The 18,732-nt window shown below is 38.7% G+C and carries 21 protein-coding genes; 20 read left to right on the forward strand and 1 reads right to left on the reverse strand.

What is annotated here, in order from left to right:
* Window positions 1-28: 28 nt before the first annotated feature.
* From MHH41_RS07995 to MHH41_RS08030, 8 genes are all read left to right on the forward strand, one after another.
* Window positions 29-2,134, forward strand: coding sequence for a glycoside hydrolase family 48 protein (locus tag MHH41_RS07995; RefSeq protein ID WP_310426782.1), 2,106 nt, complete (start codon window positions 29-31; stop codon window positions 2,132-2,134).
* 84 nt (window positions 2,135-2,218) lie between these two features.
* The gene (locus MHH41_RS08000; protein WP_340866069.1) at window positions 2,219-3,448 is read left to right on the forward strand and encodes an endo-1,4-beta-xylanase; all 1,230 of its coding nucleotides are present in this window, start codon (window positions 2,219-2,221) and stop codon (window positions 3,446-3,448) included.
* A gap of 18 nt (window positions 3,449-3,466) precedes the next feature.
* Window positions 3,467-4,597, forward strand: a complete 1,131-nt coding sequence (locus MHH41_RS08005; protein WP_340866070.1) for a glycoside hydrolase 5 family protein — start codon at window positions 3,467-3,469, stop codon at window positions 4,595-4,597.
* Window positions 4,598-4,833: 236 nt separating this feature from the next.
* Complete coding sequence (locus MHH41_RS08010) at window positions 4,834-5,427, forward strand: hypothetical protein (RefSeq protein ID WP_251191262.1); 594 nt, start codon at window positions 4,834-4,836, stop codon at window positions 5,425-5,427.
* Complete coding sequence (locus MHH41_RS08015) at window positions 5,420-5,713, forward strand: winged helix-turn-helix domain-containing protein (RefSeq protein WP_034619900.1); 294 nt, start codon at window positions 5,420-5,422, stop codon at window positions 5,711-5,713. Before MHH41_RS08010 ends, MHH41_RS08015 begins: the two co-directional genes overlap by 8 nt.
* A gap of 21 nt (window positions 5,714-5,734) precedes the next feature.
* Window positions 5,735-6,628: an ABC transporter ATP-binding protein gene (locus tag MHH41_RS08020; protein ID WP_003211121.1), complete on the forward strand. Its 894-nt coding sequence runs from the start codon at window positions 5,735-5,737 to the stop codon at window positions 6,626-6,628.
* A 262-nt stretch (window positions 6,629-6,890) separates the two neighbouring features.
* The gene (locus MHH41_RS08025) at window positions 6,891-7,637 is read left to right on the forward strand and encodes an ABC transporter permease (protein WP_003212220.1); all 747 of its coding nucleotides are present in this window, start codon (window positions 6,891-6,893) and stop codon (window positions 7,635-7,637) included.
* A gap of 144 nt (window positions 7,638-7,781) precedes the next feature.
* Entirely contained in the window at window positions 7,782-8,501 is a 720-nt protein-coding gene (locus MHH41_RS08030) for a pentapeptide repeat-containing protein (RefSeq protein ID WP_321998957.1), read from the forward strand.
* 343 nt (window positions 8,502-8,844) lie between these two features.
* Here the strand turns inward: MHH41_RS08030 and MHH41_RS08035 are convergent, their stop codons facing one another.
* The gene (locus MHH41_RS08035) at window positions 8,845-8,970 is read right to left on the reverse strand and encodes a plantazolicin family TOMM peptide (RefSeq protein WP_003212531.1); all 126 of its coding nucleotides are present in this window, start codon (window positions 8,968-8,970) and stop codon (window positions 8,845-8,847) included.
* Window positions 8,971-9,173: 203 nt separating this feature from the next.
* Between MHH41_RS08035 and MHH41_RS08040 the strand changes: the two genes are divergently transcribed.
* From MHH41_RS08040 to rpsO, 12 genes are all read left to right on the forward strand, one after another.
* Window positions 9,174-9,767, forward strand: coding sequence for a CPBP family intramembrane glutamic endopeptidase (locus MHH41_RS08040; RefSeq protein WP_157733344.1), 594 nt, complete (start codon window positions 9,174-9,176; stop codon window positions 9,765-9,767).
* Window positions 9,768-9,795: 28 nt separating this feature from the next.
* Window positions 9,796-10,599 (forward strand): class I SAM-dependent methyltransferase, encoded by an 804-nt coding sequence (locus MHH41_RS08045; protein WP_340866666.1) that lies wholly within the window; start codon window positions 9,796-9,798, stop codon window positions 10,597-10,599.
* Window positions 10,600-11,256: 657 nt separating this feature from the next.
* On the forward strand, window positions 11,257-11,730 hold the full coding sequence (gene rimP, locus MHH41_RS08050) for a ribosome maturation factor RimP (protein WP_003211398.1): 474 nt from the start codon (window positions 11,257-11,259) through the stop codon (window positions 11,728-11,730).
* A gap of 32 nt (window positions 11,731-11,762) precedes the next feature.
* Complete coding sequence (gene nusA / locus MHH41_RS08055) at window positions 11,763-12,878, forward strand: transcription termination factor NusA (protein ID WP_003211013.1); 1,116 nt, start codon at window positions 11,763-11,765, stop codon at window positions 12,876-12,878.
* A 15-nt stretch (window positions 12,879-12,893) separates the two neighbouring features.
* Window positions 12,894-13,178, forward strand: a complete 285-nt coding sequence (rnpM, locus tag MHH41_RS08060; protein WP_340866077.1) for an RNase P modulator RnpM — start codon at window positions 12,894-12,896, stop codon at window positions 13,176-13,178.
* Window positions 13,171-13,473 (forward strand): YlxQ family RNA-binding protein, encoded by a 303-nt coding sequence (locus MHH41_RS08065; protein ID WP_034619894.1) that lies wholly within the window; start codon window positions 13,171-13,173, stop codon window positions 13,471-13,473. The genes rnpM and MHH41_RS08065 overlap by 8 nt, the downstream gene beginning before the upstream one ends.
* Window positions 13,474-13,492: 19 nt before the next feature.
* Complete coding sequence (gene infB, locus MHH41_RS08070; RefSeq protein WP_003212253.1) at window positions 13,493-15,613, forward strand: translation initiation factor IF-2; 2,121 nt, start codon at window positions 13,493-13,495, stop codon at window positions 15,611-15,613.
* Window positions 15,610-15,888 (forward strand): DUF503 domain-containing protein, encoded by a 279-nt coding sequence (locus MHH41_RS08075; protein WP_012009994.1) that lies wholly within the window; start codon window positions 15,610-15,612, stop codon window positions 15,886-15,888. The genes infB and MHH41_RS08075 overlap by 4 nt, the downstream gene beginning before the upstream one ends.
* Window positions 15,889-15,905: 17 nt before the next feature.
* Window positions 15,906-16,256 (forward strand): 30S ribosome-binding factor RbfA, encoded by a 351-nt coding sequence (gene rbfA / locus MHH41_RS08080; protein ID WP_003210803.1) that lies wholly within the window; start codon window positions 15,906-15,908, stop codon window positions 16,254-16,256.
* 68 nt (window positions 16,257-16,324) lie between these two features.
* Complete coding sequence (truB, locus tag MHH41_RS08085; protein ID WP_137054623.1) at window positions 16,325-17,254, forward strand: tRNA pseudouridine(55) synthase TruB; 930 nt, start codon at window positions 16,325-16,327, stop codon at window positions 17,252-17,254.
* A gap of 18 nt (window positions 17,255-17,272) precedes the next feature.
* Entirely contained in the window at window positions 17,273-18,253 is a 981-nt protein-coding gene (ribF, locus tag MHH41_RS08090) for a bifunctional riboflavin kinase/FAD synthetase (RefSeq protein WP_340866079.1), read from the forward strand.
* 140 nt (window positions 18,254-18,393) lie between these two features.
* Window positions 18,394-18,663 (forward strand): 30S ribosomal protein S15, encoded by a 270-nt coding sequence (rpsO, locus tag MHH41_RS08095; RefSeq protein WP_012009997.1) that lies wholly within the window; start codon window positions 18,394-18,396, stop codon window positions 18,661-18,663.
* Window positions 18,664-18,732 lie beyond the last annotated feature (69 nt).

An 18,732-nucleotide genomic window follows, 5' to 3' on the forward strand; every position in this document is an offset into this window, starting at 1 on the left:
ATCAAGATTTTTTGAAAGGGTGAAGGATTTGTCAAACAAAGAACGGTTTTTAACGCTTTATCATCAAATTAAAAGTGATGGGAATGGATATTTTTCATCAGAAGGAATTCCGTATCATTCAATTGAGACGCTTATTTGCGAAGCGCCTGATTATGGGCATATGACAACGTCAGAAGCGTATAGCTATTGGCTGTGGCTAGAGGTGTTGTACGGACATTACACAGGGGATTGGAGCAAATTAGAGGCAGCCTGGGACAATATGGAGAAGTACATCATCCCAGTAAATGAAGATGGAAATGATGAGCAGCCGCATATGAGCGCCTACAATCCTTCTAGCCCAGCCACATACGCAGCGGAAAAACCATATCCAGATCAATATCCTAGTCAGCTGAGCGGAGCTCGTCCTGCTGGTCAAGATCCGATTGATGGTGAATTGAAATCAACCTATGGAACGAATGAAACGTATTTAATGCACTGGCTGCTTGATGTCGATAACTGGTATAAATATGGGAACTTACTCAATCCATCACATACAGCCGCATATGTAAACACGTTCCAGCGCGGGCCGCAGGAATCTGTATGGGAGGCGATCCCACATCCATCACAAGATGATCAATCTTTTGGGAAGCCAAATGAAGGCTTTATGAGCTTGTTCACAAAAGAAAACCAAGCACCAGCTGCTCAGTGGCGCTATACCAATGCGACGGATGCTGATGCGCGTGCAATACAAGCGATGTATTGGGCAAAGGAACTCGGCTACAATAATTCAACCTATCTTGATAAAGCGAAAAAAATGGGTGATTTTCTCCGTTACGGTATGTACGATAAGTATTTTCAAACGATTGGAAGCGGCAAGCAAGGGAATCCGTACCCTGGAAACGGAAAGGGTGCCTGTCATTACTTAATGGCGTGGTATACCTCTTGGGGCGGAGGACTTGGCGACTATGCAAACTGGTCATGGCGTATCGGAGCGAGCCACTGCCACCAAGGGTATCAAAACCCTGTCGCCGCTTATGCTTTGTCCTCAGACAAAGGTGGTTTAAAGCCATCTTCCGCAACCGGTGCAAGCGATTGGGAAAAAACATTAAAAAGGCAGCTTGAATTTTATGTATGGCTGCAATCAAAAGAGGGAGCGATAGCAGGAGGCGCAACCAATAGCTGGAATGGAGACTATAGTGCATATCCGGCGGGAAGAAGTACTTTTTACGATATGGCATACGAGGATGCACCTGTTTACCATGATCCACCTTCTAATAACTGGTTCGGGATGCAGGCATGGCCGATGGAACGCGTAGCAGAGCTTTATTATATTTTTGTGAAAGATGGAGACAAAACTTCTGAAAATGTCCAAATGGCGAAATCTTGTATCACAAAATGGGTCGACTATGCATTAGATTACATTTTTATCGGCAGCCGTCCTGTGTCGGATGAAGAGGGGTATTTCTTAGATGACCAAGGACAAAGAATTCTAGGAGGAACAAATGCTGCTGTGGCTACAACGAGTGCACCTGGCGAGTTTTGGCTTCCTGGAAATATTGCATGGAGCGGACAGCCTGACACGTGGAATGGATTCCAGTCTGCAACAGGAAATCCAAACCTAATAGCTGTCACAAAAGATCCAACTCAGGATACGGGCGTACTAGGGAGTCTCGTCAAGGCTTTAACTTTCTTTGCTGCTGCTACTAAGCTAGAAACAGGGGATTATACAGCGCTTGGCGTAAGAGCGAAAGATGCAGCCGCTCAGCTCCTTGAGGTTGCGTGGAATTACAATGATGGCGTGGGCATTGTGACAGAGGAAGACAGAGAGGACTATGACCGCTTCTTTAAAAAAGAAGTGTATTTCCCAAATGGTTGGAGCGGGACATTTGGTCAAGGGAATCAGATTCCTGGATCAAGCACTATTCCTTCTGATCCGCAGCGAGGAGGTAATGGGGTCTATACGAGTTTTGCTGATCTTCGTCCAAACATTAAACAAGATCCAGCATGGTCTTCACTCGAGAGTAAATATCAGTCTTCATATAATGAAGCAACAGGCAAATGGGAGAATGGGGCACCGGTTTTCACCTATCACCGTTTTTGGTCACAAGTGGATATGGCCACTGCCTACGCAGAATATCATCGTCTAATCAACTAGCAGGTGAAATTTAAGCTGCCGGTTTCTTTGAGCCGGCAGTTTGTTTAAGAAATATAAATACAGTGAAGATAAGGGTGTTTTTACATGGTCAAAGAAAGAAGTTTTCTTCATCAATCAATAAACAAGGGCGAAAATGAGCAGATCAATCTGATGTGGAAAAAAGAGGCGAATGATCGAATCTCAGAGCATAGACAAAGAGATCTTGAAATAAACGTCACAAATCACGATAAAAAGCCAATAGCAGGAATAGAGGTTGAGTTGAAGCAAATTAGGCATGAATTTGCATTTGGTTCAGCGATGAATGACCAAGTGTTATTTAATCAACAATATGCCGATTTTTTTGTGAAGCATTTTAATTGGGCTGTTTTTGAAAATGAGGCAAAATGGTATGCAAATGAGCCGGACAGAGGGAGAATCACCTACGAAAAAGCAGATGCGATGCTGAATTTTGCAGATAAACATCAACTTCCAGTAAGGGGGCACGCTTTATTTTGGGAGGTAGAGGATGCCAATCCAAGCTGGCTGAGGTCACTACCGAATCACGAAGTGTATGAAGCCATGAAAAACCGGCTTGAGCATGCGGGCAATCACTTTAAAGGAAGATTCCGTCACTGGGATGTAAACAATGAAATGATGCATGGTTCATTTTTTAAAGACCGCTTCGGGAAAAATATTTGGAAATGGATGTATGAAGAAACGAAAAAAATTGACCCTCAAGCACGATTGTTTGTGAATGATTATAATGTGATCTCATATGGTGAGCACCATGCTTATAAAGCACATATCAATGAACTTCGTCAGTTAGGCGCACCTATTGAGGCGATTGGTGTACAAGGGCATTTTGAAGAACGGGTCGATCCAGCCGTTGTAAAAGAGAGGCTCGATGTGCTTGCTGAGCTTGGACTTCCTATATGGGTTACAGAGTACGACTCTGTTCACCCTGACGCTAATAGAAGAGCGGATAACCTAGAGGCTTTATATCGCGTCGCATTTAGTCATCCAGCCGTAAAAGGAGTGCTAATGTGGGGATTTTGGGCAGGTGCCCATTGGAGAGGTGAGCATGCGGCCATCGTGAATTACGATTGGTCTTTAAATGAAGCAGGTAGACGTTACGAAAAGCTTCTAAATGAGTGGACGACACAAAGAGTTGAAAAAACAGATGCTAATGGCAATGTGACATGTCGAGCATTTCACGGGACATATGAGATTCGAATCGGTAAAGAAAGTAAACTGTTGAAACAGCAGACAATTGAACTTGATTCAAATGAACAAACACCACTTCGGCTAGATGTGATCATACCTGAAGAAGGATAGATTGTGAGGAGAATGTAAATGAAAAAGTGGACTCAAAGAGTGTCCTTCTTCATACTTGTGGTCGCTATATGGGCCGGATGGTTTTTACTGACGATTAAAGCCGCCGCTTATGTACAGACGTCTGGCACACAATTTACGCTGAACAATCAACCATTTTACTTTGCTGGTACAAATAATTACTATTTCCATTACAAATCTAAAAAGATGGTAGATGCAGTGTTCGATGATATGAAAGCAATGAATTTAAAGGTCTTACGTATTTGGGGATTTCACGACGGAGCCCCTCAAGAAAACTCCGTTTTACAATCTAGTCCAGGGGTCTATGAAGAATCGGGTTTTCAAAAACTAGATTATGCGATTTATAAAGCGGGGCAGGAAGGAATAAAACTTGTCATCCCACTAGTGAACAATTGGGATGACTTTGGCGGGATGAATCAATACGTAAAGTGGTTCAATGCAGGATCACATGATGCCTTTTATACAGATCCTCGTATTCAACATGCTTACAAAAATTATGTGCGTTATGTTTTAGAAAGAACGAATACGTACACAGGTGTTCAATATAAGGACGATCCAGCTATTATGACTTGGGAACTAGCCAATGAGCCGCGTGTGCAGTCAGATCCAACGGGTAATATACTAGTCAAATGGGCAGATGAAATGAGTACATGGATCAAATCGCTGGATCGTCACCATCTTGTTGCAGTAGGAGATGAAGGGTTTTTTCGCATACCAGGCCATGAAGATTGGTTTTACAGAGGCGGAGAAGGCGTCGATTGGGACCGTTTGACAGCTCTCTCTAATATCGATTATGGAACCTACCATCTGTACCCAGATCATTGGAACAAGTCTGCTGCTTGGGGAGTGAAATGGATCGAAGACCATATCACCCGCGGGAAGTCAATCGGAAAACCAGTTGTGTTAGAAGAGTTTGGCTATCAAAATCAATCAGCACGTCCTGACGTATACCAAAGCTGGCTGTCAGCGGTTGAGCGGCTCGGAGGGGCTGGTAGTCAATTTTGGATTTTAACAAGCATTCAAGACGATGATTCGCTCTATCCCGATTATGACGGTTTCCGCATCATAAAAGGGAGCAGGGAGGCAGCCCTTATCAGTGAACATGCGAAAAGAATGAACGAAAAGAACTGATGGCGAATGCTTGCTGAATAAGGAACTTCATTTGCTGTTTATATTGCTTAAACCAAGTTTTCAGAAAGGATCAAGTGACAGAAGGTATTTATGAGATTTCGTTCCCCATAAAAAAGGAGGTGGTTATTTTTATTTTTTATCTTAATTTGTAAAAAAAATTTCCAATAACTTGACTAAATGGAAATTTAACTCTATACTCTGTAGTACAGAGTTCTTTGTGGAAGAGGAGTTTATTTATGCCAAATGAAAAATCGAATAATTCAGAAATATTAGAGAATTTATCTCATATCAAGACGATTACAAACTATAAAACAGAGTATTGTAAACAAACAAGTATTTATTTTATCATTTGGGGCCTTATTTGGATAATGGGGTATTCAATACCTTTACTTTTTGCTAATCCAATAACTATAGGTGTCTTTTGGCTTGTTTTAGGTATTGTGGGCTGGGTTATCACTTTAACTACATATTTTAAACAAAAGAAAATGATACCAATGCCCTTGTTTTTAAGAACTCAATTGCAATACACATGGCTTGGCCTTGGAATCATTTTAGGTATCTTTATTTTTTTAATATGTGTTGGTTTATTACCATATACAGTAGATAATTTACCCTTTTATATTGTTTTATTGGTATCCATAATGTATTTACTTTTAGGTATTGTTCTAGCTAAAGAGATTTTTATTATGGGGTTCTGGTTAAGTGTTTTAGGTGTAACTACATTTTTATTATTTCCTAGTTTAATGAACATTATTTTTGCTTTTATTGGTGGAGGAAGTTTGTTATTAACTGGTGTGATTTTAAAAAGAAAAGGACAAGGAAATGAGTAATGTCAATAGTTTAAATGATTTAATCCATCCAAAAGTCCGGTTAGGGATTATGAGTTTATTAATGATTTATGAAACATGTGATTTTACCTTCTTAAAAGGTTCTTTATCTGTAACAGACGGGAATTTGGGCTCGCATTTGAAAAAATTAGAAGAAGCTGGCTATGTGCTAATTACAAAGACCTTTGTGGATAAAAAACCAAAAACAATAGTTAGTATAACAGATTTAGGAGAGCACGCTTACAAAGAATATTTGAGTGTTATTGAAGCCATTTTAAAAAATAAATGAGATGAAAGGAAAGGGTGCCGAATGTTGAAAATAGAGAACGTCAGTAAAAAATACGGAGCTTCCCAAGCGTTAAGAAGTATTACATTAACGATTCCAGAAGGAGTTTGTTATGGATTAATAGGTCCAAATGGCTCTGGTAAATCAACCTTAATGAAAATTATATCTCATATAATTAAATCTTATGAAGGCAAAGTTGAGCATGTTGGTGAGTCTAAAAGTGCGCTAGGCTACATCCCCCAAGACATCAGCTTGGAGGAAAAATTAACAGCTAAAGTAAATATGGAGTTTTTTGGACAGATTTATGGTTTAAAAGGGAAGAAATTAGATGAAAGAGTAGAAAAAACACTAAAAGATGTAGGGTTGTGGGAAAGAGCAAATGATATAGTTGAACATTTTTCAGGAGGAATGAAACGCCGTTTGAATATTGGCTGCGCTCTCATGCACGCCCCTGAGTTAATTCTTTTAGATGAACCGACAGTGGGGGTAGATCCTCAATCAAGACGCTATATTTTTGACATAATCAACAAATTGAAGGAAGAGGGAAGAACTATTATCTATGTTAGTCATTATATGGAGGAAATAGAGAGTTTATGTGATTATGTGGCTTTCATTGATAAAGGAAAAATTGTTGAAGAAGGAAAAATAGGTGAACTTTTGAATCGTTATGCAGAAACATCTGTCTTTTTTGATTCTATGATTCCTAATAAAACATTAACTAGTCTCGGGTATGACTTTGTAACTTATCAAGGCGGTGTGTTAGTTAAAACAACAAAACCCTTAGAAACTTTAGAAGATTTGGCTAAACTGAGTAAAAAAGAATCATTGGTTCCCCAACAATTATCTTTGTACAGACCTAGACTCGAAGATGTATTTTTTCAATTAACAGGAACAGATTTACGTGATCAATTCCAATAAAAATGTCTTTATGAATGAAAACCACTCTCGTATTTTAATTCATATAACTTATAAGAGTGATTGACATAGTTAAGAGGCATACATCAAACGAACAGAATTACCTTGTGTGAACCTTCAATTTAAAATAATAAGTAGGTTAGTTAAGATTATTTGACTAATTATAATTAAATGCATCTATAAATGGTAAAATAATTAAAAAATGTGATTATTTTAAAAGTGATATAAGAAAGCGAATTAAATTAATATAACGGGAGTGATTTTTATGTGGCCATTAGTCCGCATCGAATCCATAAAACAAGTGAAAGATCGATCTTTGTTGTTCTGGACCATTTTGTTGCCAGTTGCTTCAATTATTCTTTTAATAGAATTATTTACATCAGGTAGTTCACAAGCACAAAAAACATTAGTTGCTTCTCAATCGGTTACAGGAATGAGTGTGTTTTTTTCCACATTTGTTATTATTTCAATTGTAATTAGCTTTGTAAAAGATCGAGAGAAAGGAATTGTGGCAAGGCTGGCAAGTACTCCCTTACAGCCGCATAATTTTTTTCTTGGAAAGTGTGTTCCGTTCTTTGTCATCATTTTATTTCAAGTTTTGTTGTTAACCATTTTGGGTGTTTACTTATATGGTATTGAAATCACACAATACAGCTCGTATTTCTTAGTAGTTGTCCTATTATCAATGCAAGTCACTTCATGGGGAGTAGCCATCGCCGCATTTGCTAAAACTGAGAATACAGGTTTAGTGATGACGAACATGATTGCTTTAGGGACAGCGGTTGCTTGTGGTTTATGGACTCCATTTGATCAATTACCTAGTTATTTAAAAATAATTGGAATGCTCTTCCCACAGTATTGGGCACATCAAGGCTTAGTGCAATCAGTATCAACACTACCCGGGGGGGAGAATTTGATCTTAGTAACAGTAGTCCTTATAGGTTATACACTGTTAGGATTTATTCTTTCGTTGGTTGGTTATAAAAAATATATAAAGAGAGCCAGAGGCTAGGCTATAAAATTTCAGCTGAATGTTATGCACATAAACTAACTTAAATTTTAATGATTTATCTAAACTTCAATTAGTCTATTTCTAGAACGTTGACCGAAAAATCAATACTTGTAAGCCGTCTTTTTATATAAAAGGAGTGGGGCAATGTTAAGTGAAAAGTTAGAATTATATGTTGAAAGTTGTTTTCGGCCATATAAAAAAAACAAAACATATGAAGAAAAGAAAAAAGAATTATTAGAGATGCTTGGAAAAGTTAAATTAAAACTGAAAAATGCTGGAACAAAAGATGAAGAAGTTCAGGATATGCTTATTGAAAAGCTGAAATCAGGTGAAATAAGCATTGATGTCAATACATTAGATATTGATGATCATAATCGAGTAGAGCATGTGAAAAAAATATTTGTTAATGCTGATTTAGATTGGTTGACTTTTATAAATGTTAAGTATAAGTTGTGCGATTTTAAAGGGCTATCGATCGTACAAAAAGTGATGAACCATTCAGAATTTAATGGGTGTTATCTGAGAAAAATGAATGTTAGCAATTCTAAAATTTCCACATCAACTTTTGAAAAGAGTGATTTGACTCAATCTCATTTTGAACATTGTGAGATAACGAATTCATCTTTATATGGCTGTCATTTACCCAATGTTCGTATTGATGAATCAACTTTAATAAATGTTTCATTTGAAAATTGTTATTTTAAAAACATCTCTTTTGAGAATTCTAAATTAATAAATGTTAATTTCAAATCATGTACGTTTAAAAAATTAAATTTTATTGGAGTGACAATGGATAAAATGACCTATCATATCTTAGAAGGAGAAGGGGCTGATTTAAGCGGTGTGAAAGTAATCGATAGTTAACGTAGTAGGCTGTTGAGAAAAATCTCAATAGCCTTTTTTGTTTTATCCTCTATCTCTAGATTACCCCATTAGTATCATGATCACCGTGTCTTTGGGTTGAAATTCAAATATATGTAAGAGAAATAGTTGTGTTGAGAATTTAAATTGAAGTACAAGAATTAGTTTAATTATAAGAGGGAGCTTTACAAAAGCGAGTTAAATGCAAGGTTTTCGTTAAGGAGAATAAGTGTGGAAAATTTCTATTTTTCCAAATAAAAGATGACCACACACCTAACTAATCTGCTTCGCTAAGTGTGTGGGAGGTTTTTTCAATCATATATATTACGAAAAAACCTAAAGTTGATTAGAAAGTTGAAGAACTTGAGATGATTGTTGTGCAAGTGCAGCGCGCAGCCATTGGTTCAAATAAATGTTGACCTTCCCCATGTACCTTAGCAGACAAAGCAGTTGGAATTGTAATTTTAGTCATCTTTAAACCTCCTTAAATAAAATTTATCGGAGGGTTTATCGATGATGAGTTGATGGAATTGATCGGTGGATTTAATGGAGTAGATGATGCCCCAATATATACATTGATTGCGGGTACTTAAATAAATGATTTCAATGATAGCAGCTTTAGGGATCCTCATTCACTTTTTGGGTCCCTTAAGTTCTAAAATGGTTGTCAAAATCATGAGAGATAAATCAACAGCCAATCGAAGGCTAACAACATATATCACACCTCAGAGGAGCTATGATGGACTCACCATTATCGGAGCTTCTATATGCTGTGGGGCGCTTTCTCAAGAACTCTTTGTTGAAGTCTCGAATAGTAAAAATGTATTTGGCATTTTATTTTTCTTTTTGTTAGGAGTACTTTTACCATCAGTGCTATGGAAAATAAAAAACAAAGTGATTGTATTTAAAGGTAGATATGCTGTCAATGTTGATTCAATCGTTTTTCTTCCATTGACTGCTCTATCAGAAGAAGTAATTTGGCGCTTTATTCTTCCGGCTTTATTAATGAATTTATGGGAATCTATTGCAATATCAATCTGTGTAAGTTCGATAGGATTTATATTGCTGCATATACCATTAGGCGGTGCTAAGTCAACTGCTTATATGTCTCTTTTTACATTAATTACAGTTATTTCATATTTTGCATTTGGGATTTTAGCAGCGATAGCATTTCATATTTCTCATAATTTGTTCATTCATTTTTTTCACCCTCTCAAAGTAAAGGAATTCAAAACGAAACCTCCCGTATTATCTGAAACTGACTGGTGAGGCTTTTATAAAGGTGGTAAACCCTGTGATGTTACAAGAAAAAATCAAAGAGCTTGAAGTAAAAAGAGCTCTGGCTCAGTCATGGTTTTTGGATCCAGATAAAAGAAAAATAAGTTCAAATTATGATAATAGAGAAACACCATTTACTCGATTTCTATCAGCTGAAACTTTCATTTCTTATTATCAACTAACATTCAAAAAAACACCTGTTTCTATTTTAGATATAGGGTGTGGACAAGGTCAGATGCTTGAGTATATATCTAAGCAATTACCTCTAGCTGATTTGACTGGGATTGATTCATCTGAAGAAGCCATACATTGTGCAAATAAATTAAATATAAAAGCCAATTTTATTTGTACAGATATAAAAAATTTTTCATCACATGCTAAAATTTATGATGTGATTTTAATACATCTGTGTTTTGGGCTATTTGAAAATCCGATCGAATTATTAGAACAGTTACTTCCTTATTTATCAAATGAATCTATGATTTATATTGTTGATTTAAATCGAGATAGTATAGAAAGTGGATTGAGTTCAGTTCAGAGCAAAGAAGAAGAACTGTATATATATGATCAATATCATGCCTCGTTGACATTATCTGAGTTTGAACAGTTACTCACCTATATTACCAAACCGAGAGAAGATATGATGTATAAGATTGGTACTTCTATAATTGGAGGATTTAGCCCATTTAGTATGGAATTTTTATCGTTAATAGGAAATGGAAATTTACAACAAACGTTAAGACAGGCTCCAGATCAATATAGCAGTTCAACGCAGAAAGTACCTGTACTTTTACATGCGTGGCTTATTAAAAATTCTGGCTAAATAACTCCATCTAAACATGGTCCTTTCTTTATGTGTAATGTTAAGGTTATCAGTGCAGTATTCCGCCTACTCTCCATGGAGTTCGATGTGAATTTTTTCTCAATTTTATTCGCTAGAAACAAGTTGGAAGGGTTTTCTTTGAAATGAGGGAGCAAAGGCAAAGCGATTAAAATGGAAGCCTGCTTATTTCTTTAACATTTACACTCTTTTCTTCTATATTAAATATCAACCATTCTGTTTAATACAAATTGCTTTTTCGACATAGAAATGATTTAGTGCAGATGGAGATCATTTTTCATAGGGAGTTCTGTTCTTCGCCCATAGTATACAGCTGCGATTATCACCAGCCCGTTCTGTTCATATTGGCATATATAATAAAGGAAGAGAGAGGTATGATTGGTTTAAAGTAAACGATTTACGAGTACCTGTTATAAGGAAGAACTTCATTTGCATAAAAAAATTGGATATGGTATAGTTTTTATGGAAATGCTAACGATTACCGAGACAAGAGTGGGGAAACCCGCTCTTTTGTATTGAACAGGCAATTTTTGTCTCGACATTATTCATCCGTTTTCTGCTCCCCCTGCTCACATAAAGCAGGGTTTTTATGCAGAATGATTGATAAGAGCGTTTATCGAAAGCACAAGGAGGAAGAGAATGAGCAAAAAAGTAGTGGATGTCGTAAGCGAAATGGTACAGCCAATTTTAGATGGCTTACAGCTTGAACTCGTTGATGTTGAATTTGTCAAAGAGGGTCAAAACTGGTTCCTTCGCGTGTTTATTGACTCTGATAAAGGCGTCGATATCGAAGAATGTGCCAAAGTGAGCGAAGCCTTGAGCGAAAAGCTTGATGAGGCAGATCCGATTAGCCAAAACTACTTTCTTGAAGTGTCCTCTCCTGGAGCGGAGCGCCCATTAAAGAAAAAAGCTGATTTTGAAAAAGCACTTGGAAAAAATGTTTTCATGAAAACATATGAACCAATTGATGGTGAAAAAGCATTTGAAGGTGAGCTTACAAGCTTTGATGGTGAGATTGCAACAGTGACAGTGAAGATCAAGACAAGAAAGAAAGAGATCAATATTCCATACGAAAAAATAGCTAACGCAAGATTAGCAGTTTCGTTCAATTAACCTTTTCATTGATATAAGGGGGAACCATAAAAATGAGTAGTGAGTTGTTAGATGCCCTGACTGTTCTCGAGAAAGAGAAGGGTATTAGTAAAGAAATTATTATTGAAGCGATAGAAGCTGCACTCATTTCTGCATATAAGCGTAACTTTAATCAAGCGCAAAATGTTCGTGTTGATTTAAACCGCGAAACGGGAACAATTCGCGTATTTGCAAGAAAAGATGTTGTAGATGAAGTGTATGATTCTCGCCTTGAAATCTCTGTAGATGATGCAGCCAATATGAACCCGAATTACATGGTAGGTGACGTCGTTGAAATTGAAGTCACGCCAAAAGATTTCGGACGCATTGCAGCTCAAACTGCGAAACAAGTGGTGACGCAGCGAGTGAGAGAAGCAGAGCGAGGTGTGATCTACACTGAGTTTATCGATCGCGAGGAAGACATTATGACGGGAATCGTTCAGCGAATTGACAGTAAATTCATTTACGTGTCACTTGGCAAAATCGAAGCCCTTCTTCCGGTCAACGAACAAATGCCAAATGAGGACTACAAACCACATGACCGCATTAAGGTGTTTATTACAAAAGTCGAAAAAACAACAAAAGGACCACAAATTTATGTGTCTAGAACACATCCAGGTCTTTTAAAGCGTTTATTTGAAATTGAAGTGCCAGAAATTTATGATGGTACTGTAGAGCTTAAATCGGTTGCTAGAGAAGCTGGGGACCGTTCTAAAATTTCTGTTCGTACGGATGATCCTGATGTTGACCCAGTTGGTTCTTGTGTTGGACCAAAAGGCCAGCGTGTACAAGCAATTGTCAACGAGCTAAAAGGCGAAAAAATTGACATTGTCCATTGGTCTAATGACCCGGTTGAATTTGTTGCCAATGCATTAAGTCCATCAAAAGTACTTGATGTTATTGTGAATGAAGAAGATAAGGCGACAACAGTCATTGTCCCTGATTATCAGCTGTCGTTAGCCATTGGTAAAAGAGGTCAAAATGCTCGTCTTGCAGCAAAGCTGACTAGCTGGAAAATTGACATTAAAAGCGAAACAGATGCAAGGGAACTCGGTATTTTCCCAAGAACTGAAGACTCTGAATCTCTTTTCTTAGAGGCTGAACCAGTAGCTGAGGAATCTGACGAATAAGAGGTGATGTAAAAGGTGAATAGCCGAAAAAAAATCCCGCTTAGAAAATGTGTCGTGACGGGAGAAATGAAACCAAAGAAAGAACTGATCCGTGTTGTTCGTTCTAAAGAAGGTGAAGTGTCTGTTGACGCAACCGGAAAAAAGAACGGACGCGGAGCTTACCTTTCTCTCGATAAAGAAACCATTCTTGCGGCAAAGAACAAACGCAGTTTACAGCAGCAATTTCAGACACAGATTGACGAACGCATATTCGAAGAATTACTAGAACTAGCTGAAAAGGTGAAAAAACCAAATGACTGATTCTAAGTGGTATCCTTTGCTTGGTCTAGCAAATCGAGCTCGTAAAGTCGTGTCAGGAGAAGATCTTGTGATCAAAGAAGTTAGACATGCGCGTGCTAAGCTGGTTCTTCTTGCAGCAGATGCCTCACCGAACACAGAGAAAAAGGTATCTGACAAATGCAAATTTTATAATGTTCCGGTTAGAAAAATTGAAGACCGTTCCGTTCTCGGACGTTCTATTGGGAAAGAAGCTCGCGTAGTTGTCGCTGTCACTGACCAAGGCTTCGCTAAGAAGCTTATAAGCTTGCTCGATTAATTTATTTGGGGGTGAACGAATGGCTAAAGTGAGAGTATATGAATACGCAAAAGCCATAGATGTTTCAAGTAAAGATATTATAGCAGCGCTTAAGGATATGAATGTGGAAGTGAACAACCACATGGCGACGCTTGAAGACGACACTGTGAAAAAGCTAGACGCTATCTATAAAAAAGCCAAAGCAAAAGAGACAACTAACGAGAAACCCGCAGAACAAAAAAAACAATCATCTAACAAAAACAATGATAGAAAGAAGAATGACGTGCAGAATAATCAATTTAATAAAAACAAAAAAAACAACAACCAAAACAAAAACAAAAATAAACGCGGTGGGAATAACAAATCGCAGCATCAACAAGCTAGACCTGTGAAGCCTAAGAAAGAGCTTCCTGAAAAAATTGAATTTACAAATTCAATGACAGTCGGCCAGCTGGCTGAAGAGCTTGGAAAAGAAACAGCTGAAATTATCAAAAAGCTGATGATGCTTGGTGTAATGGCAACCATTAACCAAGAGCTGGATAAAGATACAGTTGAACTAATCGCTTCTGAATATGGCGTTCCAGTAGAGGAAGTCATTATTTTAGAAGAAACTGAACTTGAAAAGTATGAAGTGGAAGATAAAGAAGAAGATATGCAAGTACGCCCTCCAGTTGTGACGATCATGGGACACGTTGACCACGGGAAAACAACGCTTCTTGACAGCATTCGTAAGACGAAAGTCGTTGAAGGCGAAGCTGGTGGAATCACGCAGCATATCGGTGCATACCAAATTGAAGAAAACGGCAAGAAAATCACGTTCCTTGATACACCTGGACACGCAGCCTTTACAATGATGCGTGCACGTGGTGCCGAGGTAACGGATACAACCATTCTAGTCGTGGCAGCAGATGATGGTGTGATGCCGCAAACGGTAGAAGCTATTAACCATGCGAAAGCAGCAGAAGTGCCAATCATTGTTGCTGTCAACAAAATTGACAAACCAACAGCGAACCCTGACCGTGTGATGCAGGAATTAACGGAGCATGGTCTAGTACCAGAAGCTTGGGGCGGCGAAACGATCTTCGTTCCTCTATCTGCAAAAACAGGTGAAGGCATTGACGAATTGATCGAAATGATCCTTCTTGTCAGCGAAGTTGGAGAACTGAAAGCCAACCCAAATCGTGCGGCAAAAGGGACTGTTATCGAGGCTGAGCTTGATAAAGGAAGAGGGTCAGTTGCAACCCTTCTTGTTCAAACTGGTACGCTTCAAGTAGGTGACCCAATCGTTGTTGGAAATACATTTGGGCGCGTTCGTGCAATGGTCAATGACATCGGACGCCGCGTGAAAACAGCAGGACCATCGACACCTGTTGAAATCACTGGTTTAAACGATGTACCAAATGCAGGGGATCAGTTCCTCGTATTCAAAGATGAAAAAACAGCTCGTCAAGTAGGTGAGGCGCGTGCTTCGAAACAGCTTGATGAACAGCGTTCAGACAAAGCGAAATTATCTCTAGATGACCTATTTGAGCAAATCAAACAAGGTGAAGTGAAAGATATCAACTTGATCGTGAAAGCAGACGTACAAGGTTCTGCTGAAGCACTGACGGCCGCTCTTCAAAAAATTGAAGTAGAAGGCGTAAAAGTGAAAATCATCCATACGGGTGTTGGAGCGATTACAGAATCTGATATTATTTTAGCAAGTGCTTCTAATGCGATCGTGATCGGATTTAACGTACGTCCTGATGGAAACGCGAAGAGCACAGCTGAAACAGAAAACGTAGATATCCGCTTACACCGCATTATTTATAAAGTCATCGATGAAATTGAAGCGGCGATGAAAGGAATGCTTGACCCTGAATATGAAGAAAAAGTCATCGGTCAAGTTGAAGTTCGTCAAACGTTCAAAGTATCTAAAATCGGTACAATTGCTGGTGGTTATGTCACTGAAGGAACCATCACAAGAGATAGTGGTATCCGCTTAATTCGTGACGGCGTCGTTATTTTTGAAGGCGAAGTCGACGTATTAAAACGATTCAAAGATGACGTGAAAGAAGTTTCACAAGGTTATGAATGTGGTATTACCATTAAGAAATACAATGATATCCGTGAAGGCGATGTTCTGGAATCATTTGTTATGCAAGAAATCGAAAGAAAATGATCGGTTATACCGAATGTGAGTGCATCATTTATGATGCCTCCTCACTGAAGGAAAAACGTGCGGTTCTTCAGCGTATATTGACAAGAACGCGCCATAAATTCAATGTAACCATGGCTGAAATGGATTACCAGGACACATGGCAGCGTACATCAATTGGAATCGCCGTGATTTCCTCATCTCGGGTTCAAGTGGAAAAGGAATTGCAGCGTGTTTTAAGCTTTATTGATTCTTTTCCTGAAATTGAACGAACGATCACGAAAACTGAGTGGTTTTAATTAGAGGTGATATGATCATGAGTATGAGAGCAACCCGCGTGGGTGAGCAGATGAAAAAAGAATTAGGCGATATCCTAGGCAGAAAGCTAAAAGATCCAAGAATCGGCTTTTTGACTGTAACCGATGTCGAAGTAACCGGTGATTTGCAAATTGCCAAAGTCTACATTTCTGTTCTCGGTGACGAGAAGAAAAGAGAGGAAACCTTAAAAGGCCTTGCTAAGGCTAAAGGGTATATCCGCTCTGAAATTGGCAATCGAATTAGACTTCGCAAAACACCAGAACTGCACTTTGAATTCGATGAATCCGTGGATTACGGAAACCGAATTGAAAGCCTAATTGCTGAACTAAACACAAAAGATCACGAATAAGACGTTGAAATAAGGATAGGCGATGATCGTCTGTCCTTTTTCATCGTTTACGAAAGGAGAGAGCGCAGATGGTAAATGGTGTTCTTTTATTACATAAAGAAAGAGGGATGACCTCTCACGACTGTGTGTTCAAAGTGAGAAAGCTCTTACATACAAAAAAAGTCGGACATACAGGTACCCTCGACCCCGAGGTATCAGGTGTTCTGCCCATTTGTATCGGAAGAGCAACGAAGATTGTCGAATACTTAACAGATAAATCGAAAACGTATGATGCAGAAATCACGATTGGATTTTCTACAACAACAGAAGACCAAACAGGTGAGATCGTAGAAGAAAAAAAGGTGCAAAACCCCATCTCAGAAGAAGACATTGATGCTGTGCTGAAACAGTTTCAAGGAACCATTGAACAAATTCCTCCTATGTTTTCGGCTGTGAAAATTGGCGGAAAAAAACTCTACGAATATGCAAGAGAAGGCATTGAAATTGAGCGGCCGAGCCGCGAGATTACGATTCACCGTATCGAGCGGACAACACCTGCTTTATTTGAAAATGGAAAAGTATCATTTAGATTCACCGTTTTATGTTCAAAAGGAACGTATGTCAGAACCTTAGCAGTTGATATTGGAAAGAAACTAGGATTTCCAGCTCATATGTCACATCTCATTCGCATAGGATCAGGTGATTTTACACTAGATGAGTGCATCACCCTTGATGAGCTGCGAGATATAAGCGAAGAAGGCACAGTAGATGAGCACCTTGTCTCGATCGAGCGTGCGCTCAATCATTTGCCGAAATGGGAGATAAATGATACATTAGCAAGTAAAGTGGAAAACGGTGCAGTCCTGCCCATGCCTGATGAATTCGCTCATTTCGCAGAGGAAGATCGTGTCGCTGTCTTTGCTCCTTCAGGTCGGTGTATGGCGATATATATGAAGCACCCGACCAAACAGAATCTGATGAAGCCGGCGAAGATCTTATCTCAGGACAAGCAATCTTAAAGAAAAGGTGACCATCTCGTGAAGACTATACATATTTCACACCCACATACAACACACCCACATACATTGAATCAAAAGGATCAAGACCCGTCTGTTATGGCTTTAGGGTATTTTGACGGTGTTCACCTCGGACATCAAAAAGTGATTGACGCAGCAAAAAGCATTGCGAGAAAAGAAGGATTGGCTTTAGCGGTCATGACCTTTCATCCGCACCCATCACATGTTTTGCAAAAAGCACGTGAACCCAAGGACTTAATTACACCGCTTGAGGATAAAATTGATTTCATCGAACAACTGGGCGCTGACTATTTATACATTGTGCAGTTCAGCGAAAGCTTTGCAGCGCTATCTCCTCAAGAGTTTGTCGATCAATATTTAGATGAGCTGAATGTGAAGCACGCAGTAGCTGGTTTTGATTTTACGTTTGGCCGTTTTGGTGCAGGTACAATGGAAACCTTCGATGAGTACGGAAAAGGGCGTATCACGGCCACCATCGTTCCTAAGTTGTCCAATCAAGACCGAAAAGTCAGCTCAACTCTCATACGCTCTGCATTGAAAAATGGGGATGTTGAATATGTGAGTGAGCTTTTAGGAAAACCGTATCAGCTGCGCGGTATTGTCATTCATGGTGATAAACGAGGACGGACGATCGGCTTTCCGACTGCGAATGTCGGTTTATCTGCTGAGTATATCATTCCGCCAACAGGGGTTTATGCAGTAAAAGCAGAAGTGAAAGGTAAAGTGTATGACGGTGTTTGTAATGTTGGCTATAAACCAACCTTTTATGAAAAACGTCCTGATCAACCTGCCATTGAAGTAAACCTCTTTGGTTTTAACGAAGAAATATATGGTGAACCGATTAAATTACAGTGGTTCAAGCGCATTCGCAGTGAGCAAAAATTTAACGGAATCCAGGAGTTAACGGCTCAAATCAGTCAAGATAAAGAAGAAGCGATTCAGTTTTTTCAACATCAGCGAAAGCAAACAAAAAATTCATAGAAAAACTGCTCTACCATTTGCAAATTCAGCATATTTTTAGTATGATTATTCCTGTAGCTTTAAAACCACTTACTTGGCAGGCCGACTTCACCGACGGTTGCGAGGTAGATGGGGCTAACATGATTTGGAGGTGAAACAGGATGGCTATTACTCAAGAGCGTAAAACTCAATTAATTAGTGAGTTCAAAACACACGAATCTGATACTGGATCTCCAGAAGTTCAGATCGCTGTCCTAACAGAATCAATTAACAACTTGAACGAGCATTTACGTACTCATAAGAAAGATCACCACTCACGTCGCGGTCTTTTGAAAATGGTAGGTAGACGTCGTAATCTTCTTACGTATCTACGTAATAAAGACGTAACTCGTTACCGTGAGTTAATTAACAAACTAGGCTTACGTCGATAATCGTAAAAAGCGGGAGGATTCCCGCTTTTTTATCGTATAATCACTAATATTTTATGGTTAAAATGTTGA

Source organism: Bacillus sp. FSL K6-1145 (assembly GCF_038003425.1).
In the GTDB taxonomy this organism is placed as follows: Bacteria; Bacillota; Bacilli; order Bacillales; family Bacillaceae; genus Bacillus; species Bacillus pumilus.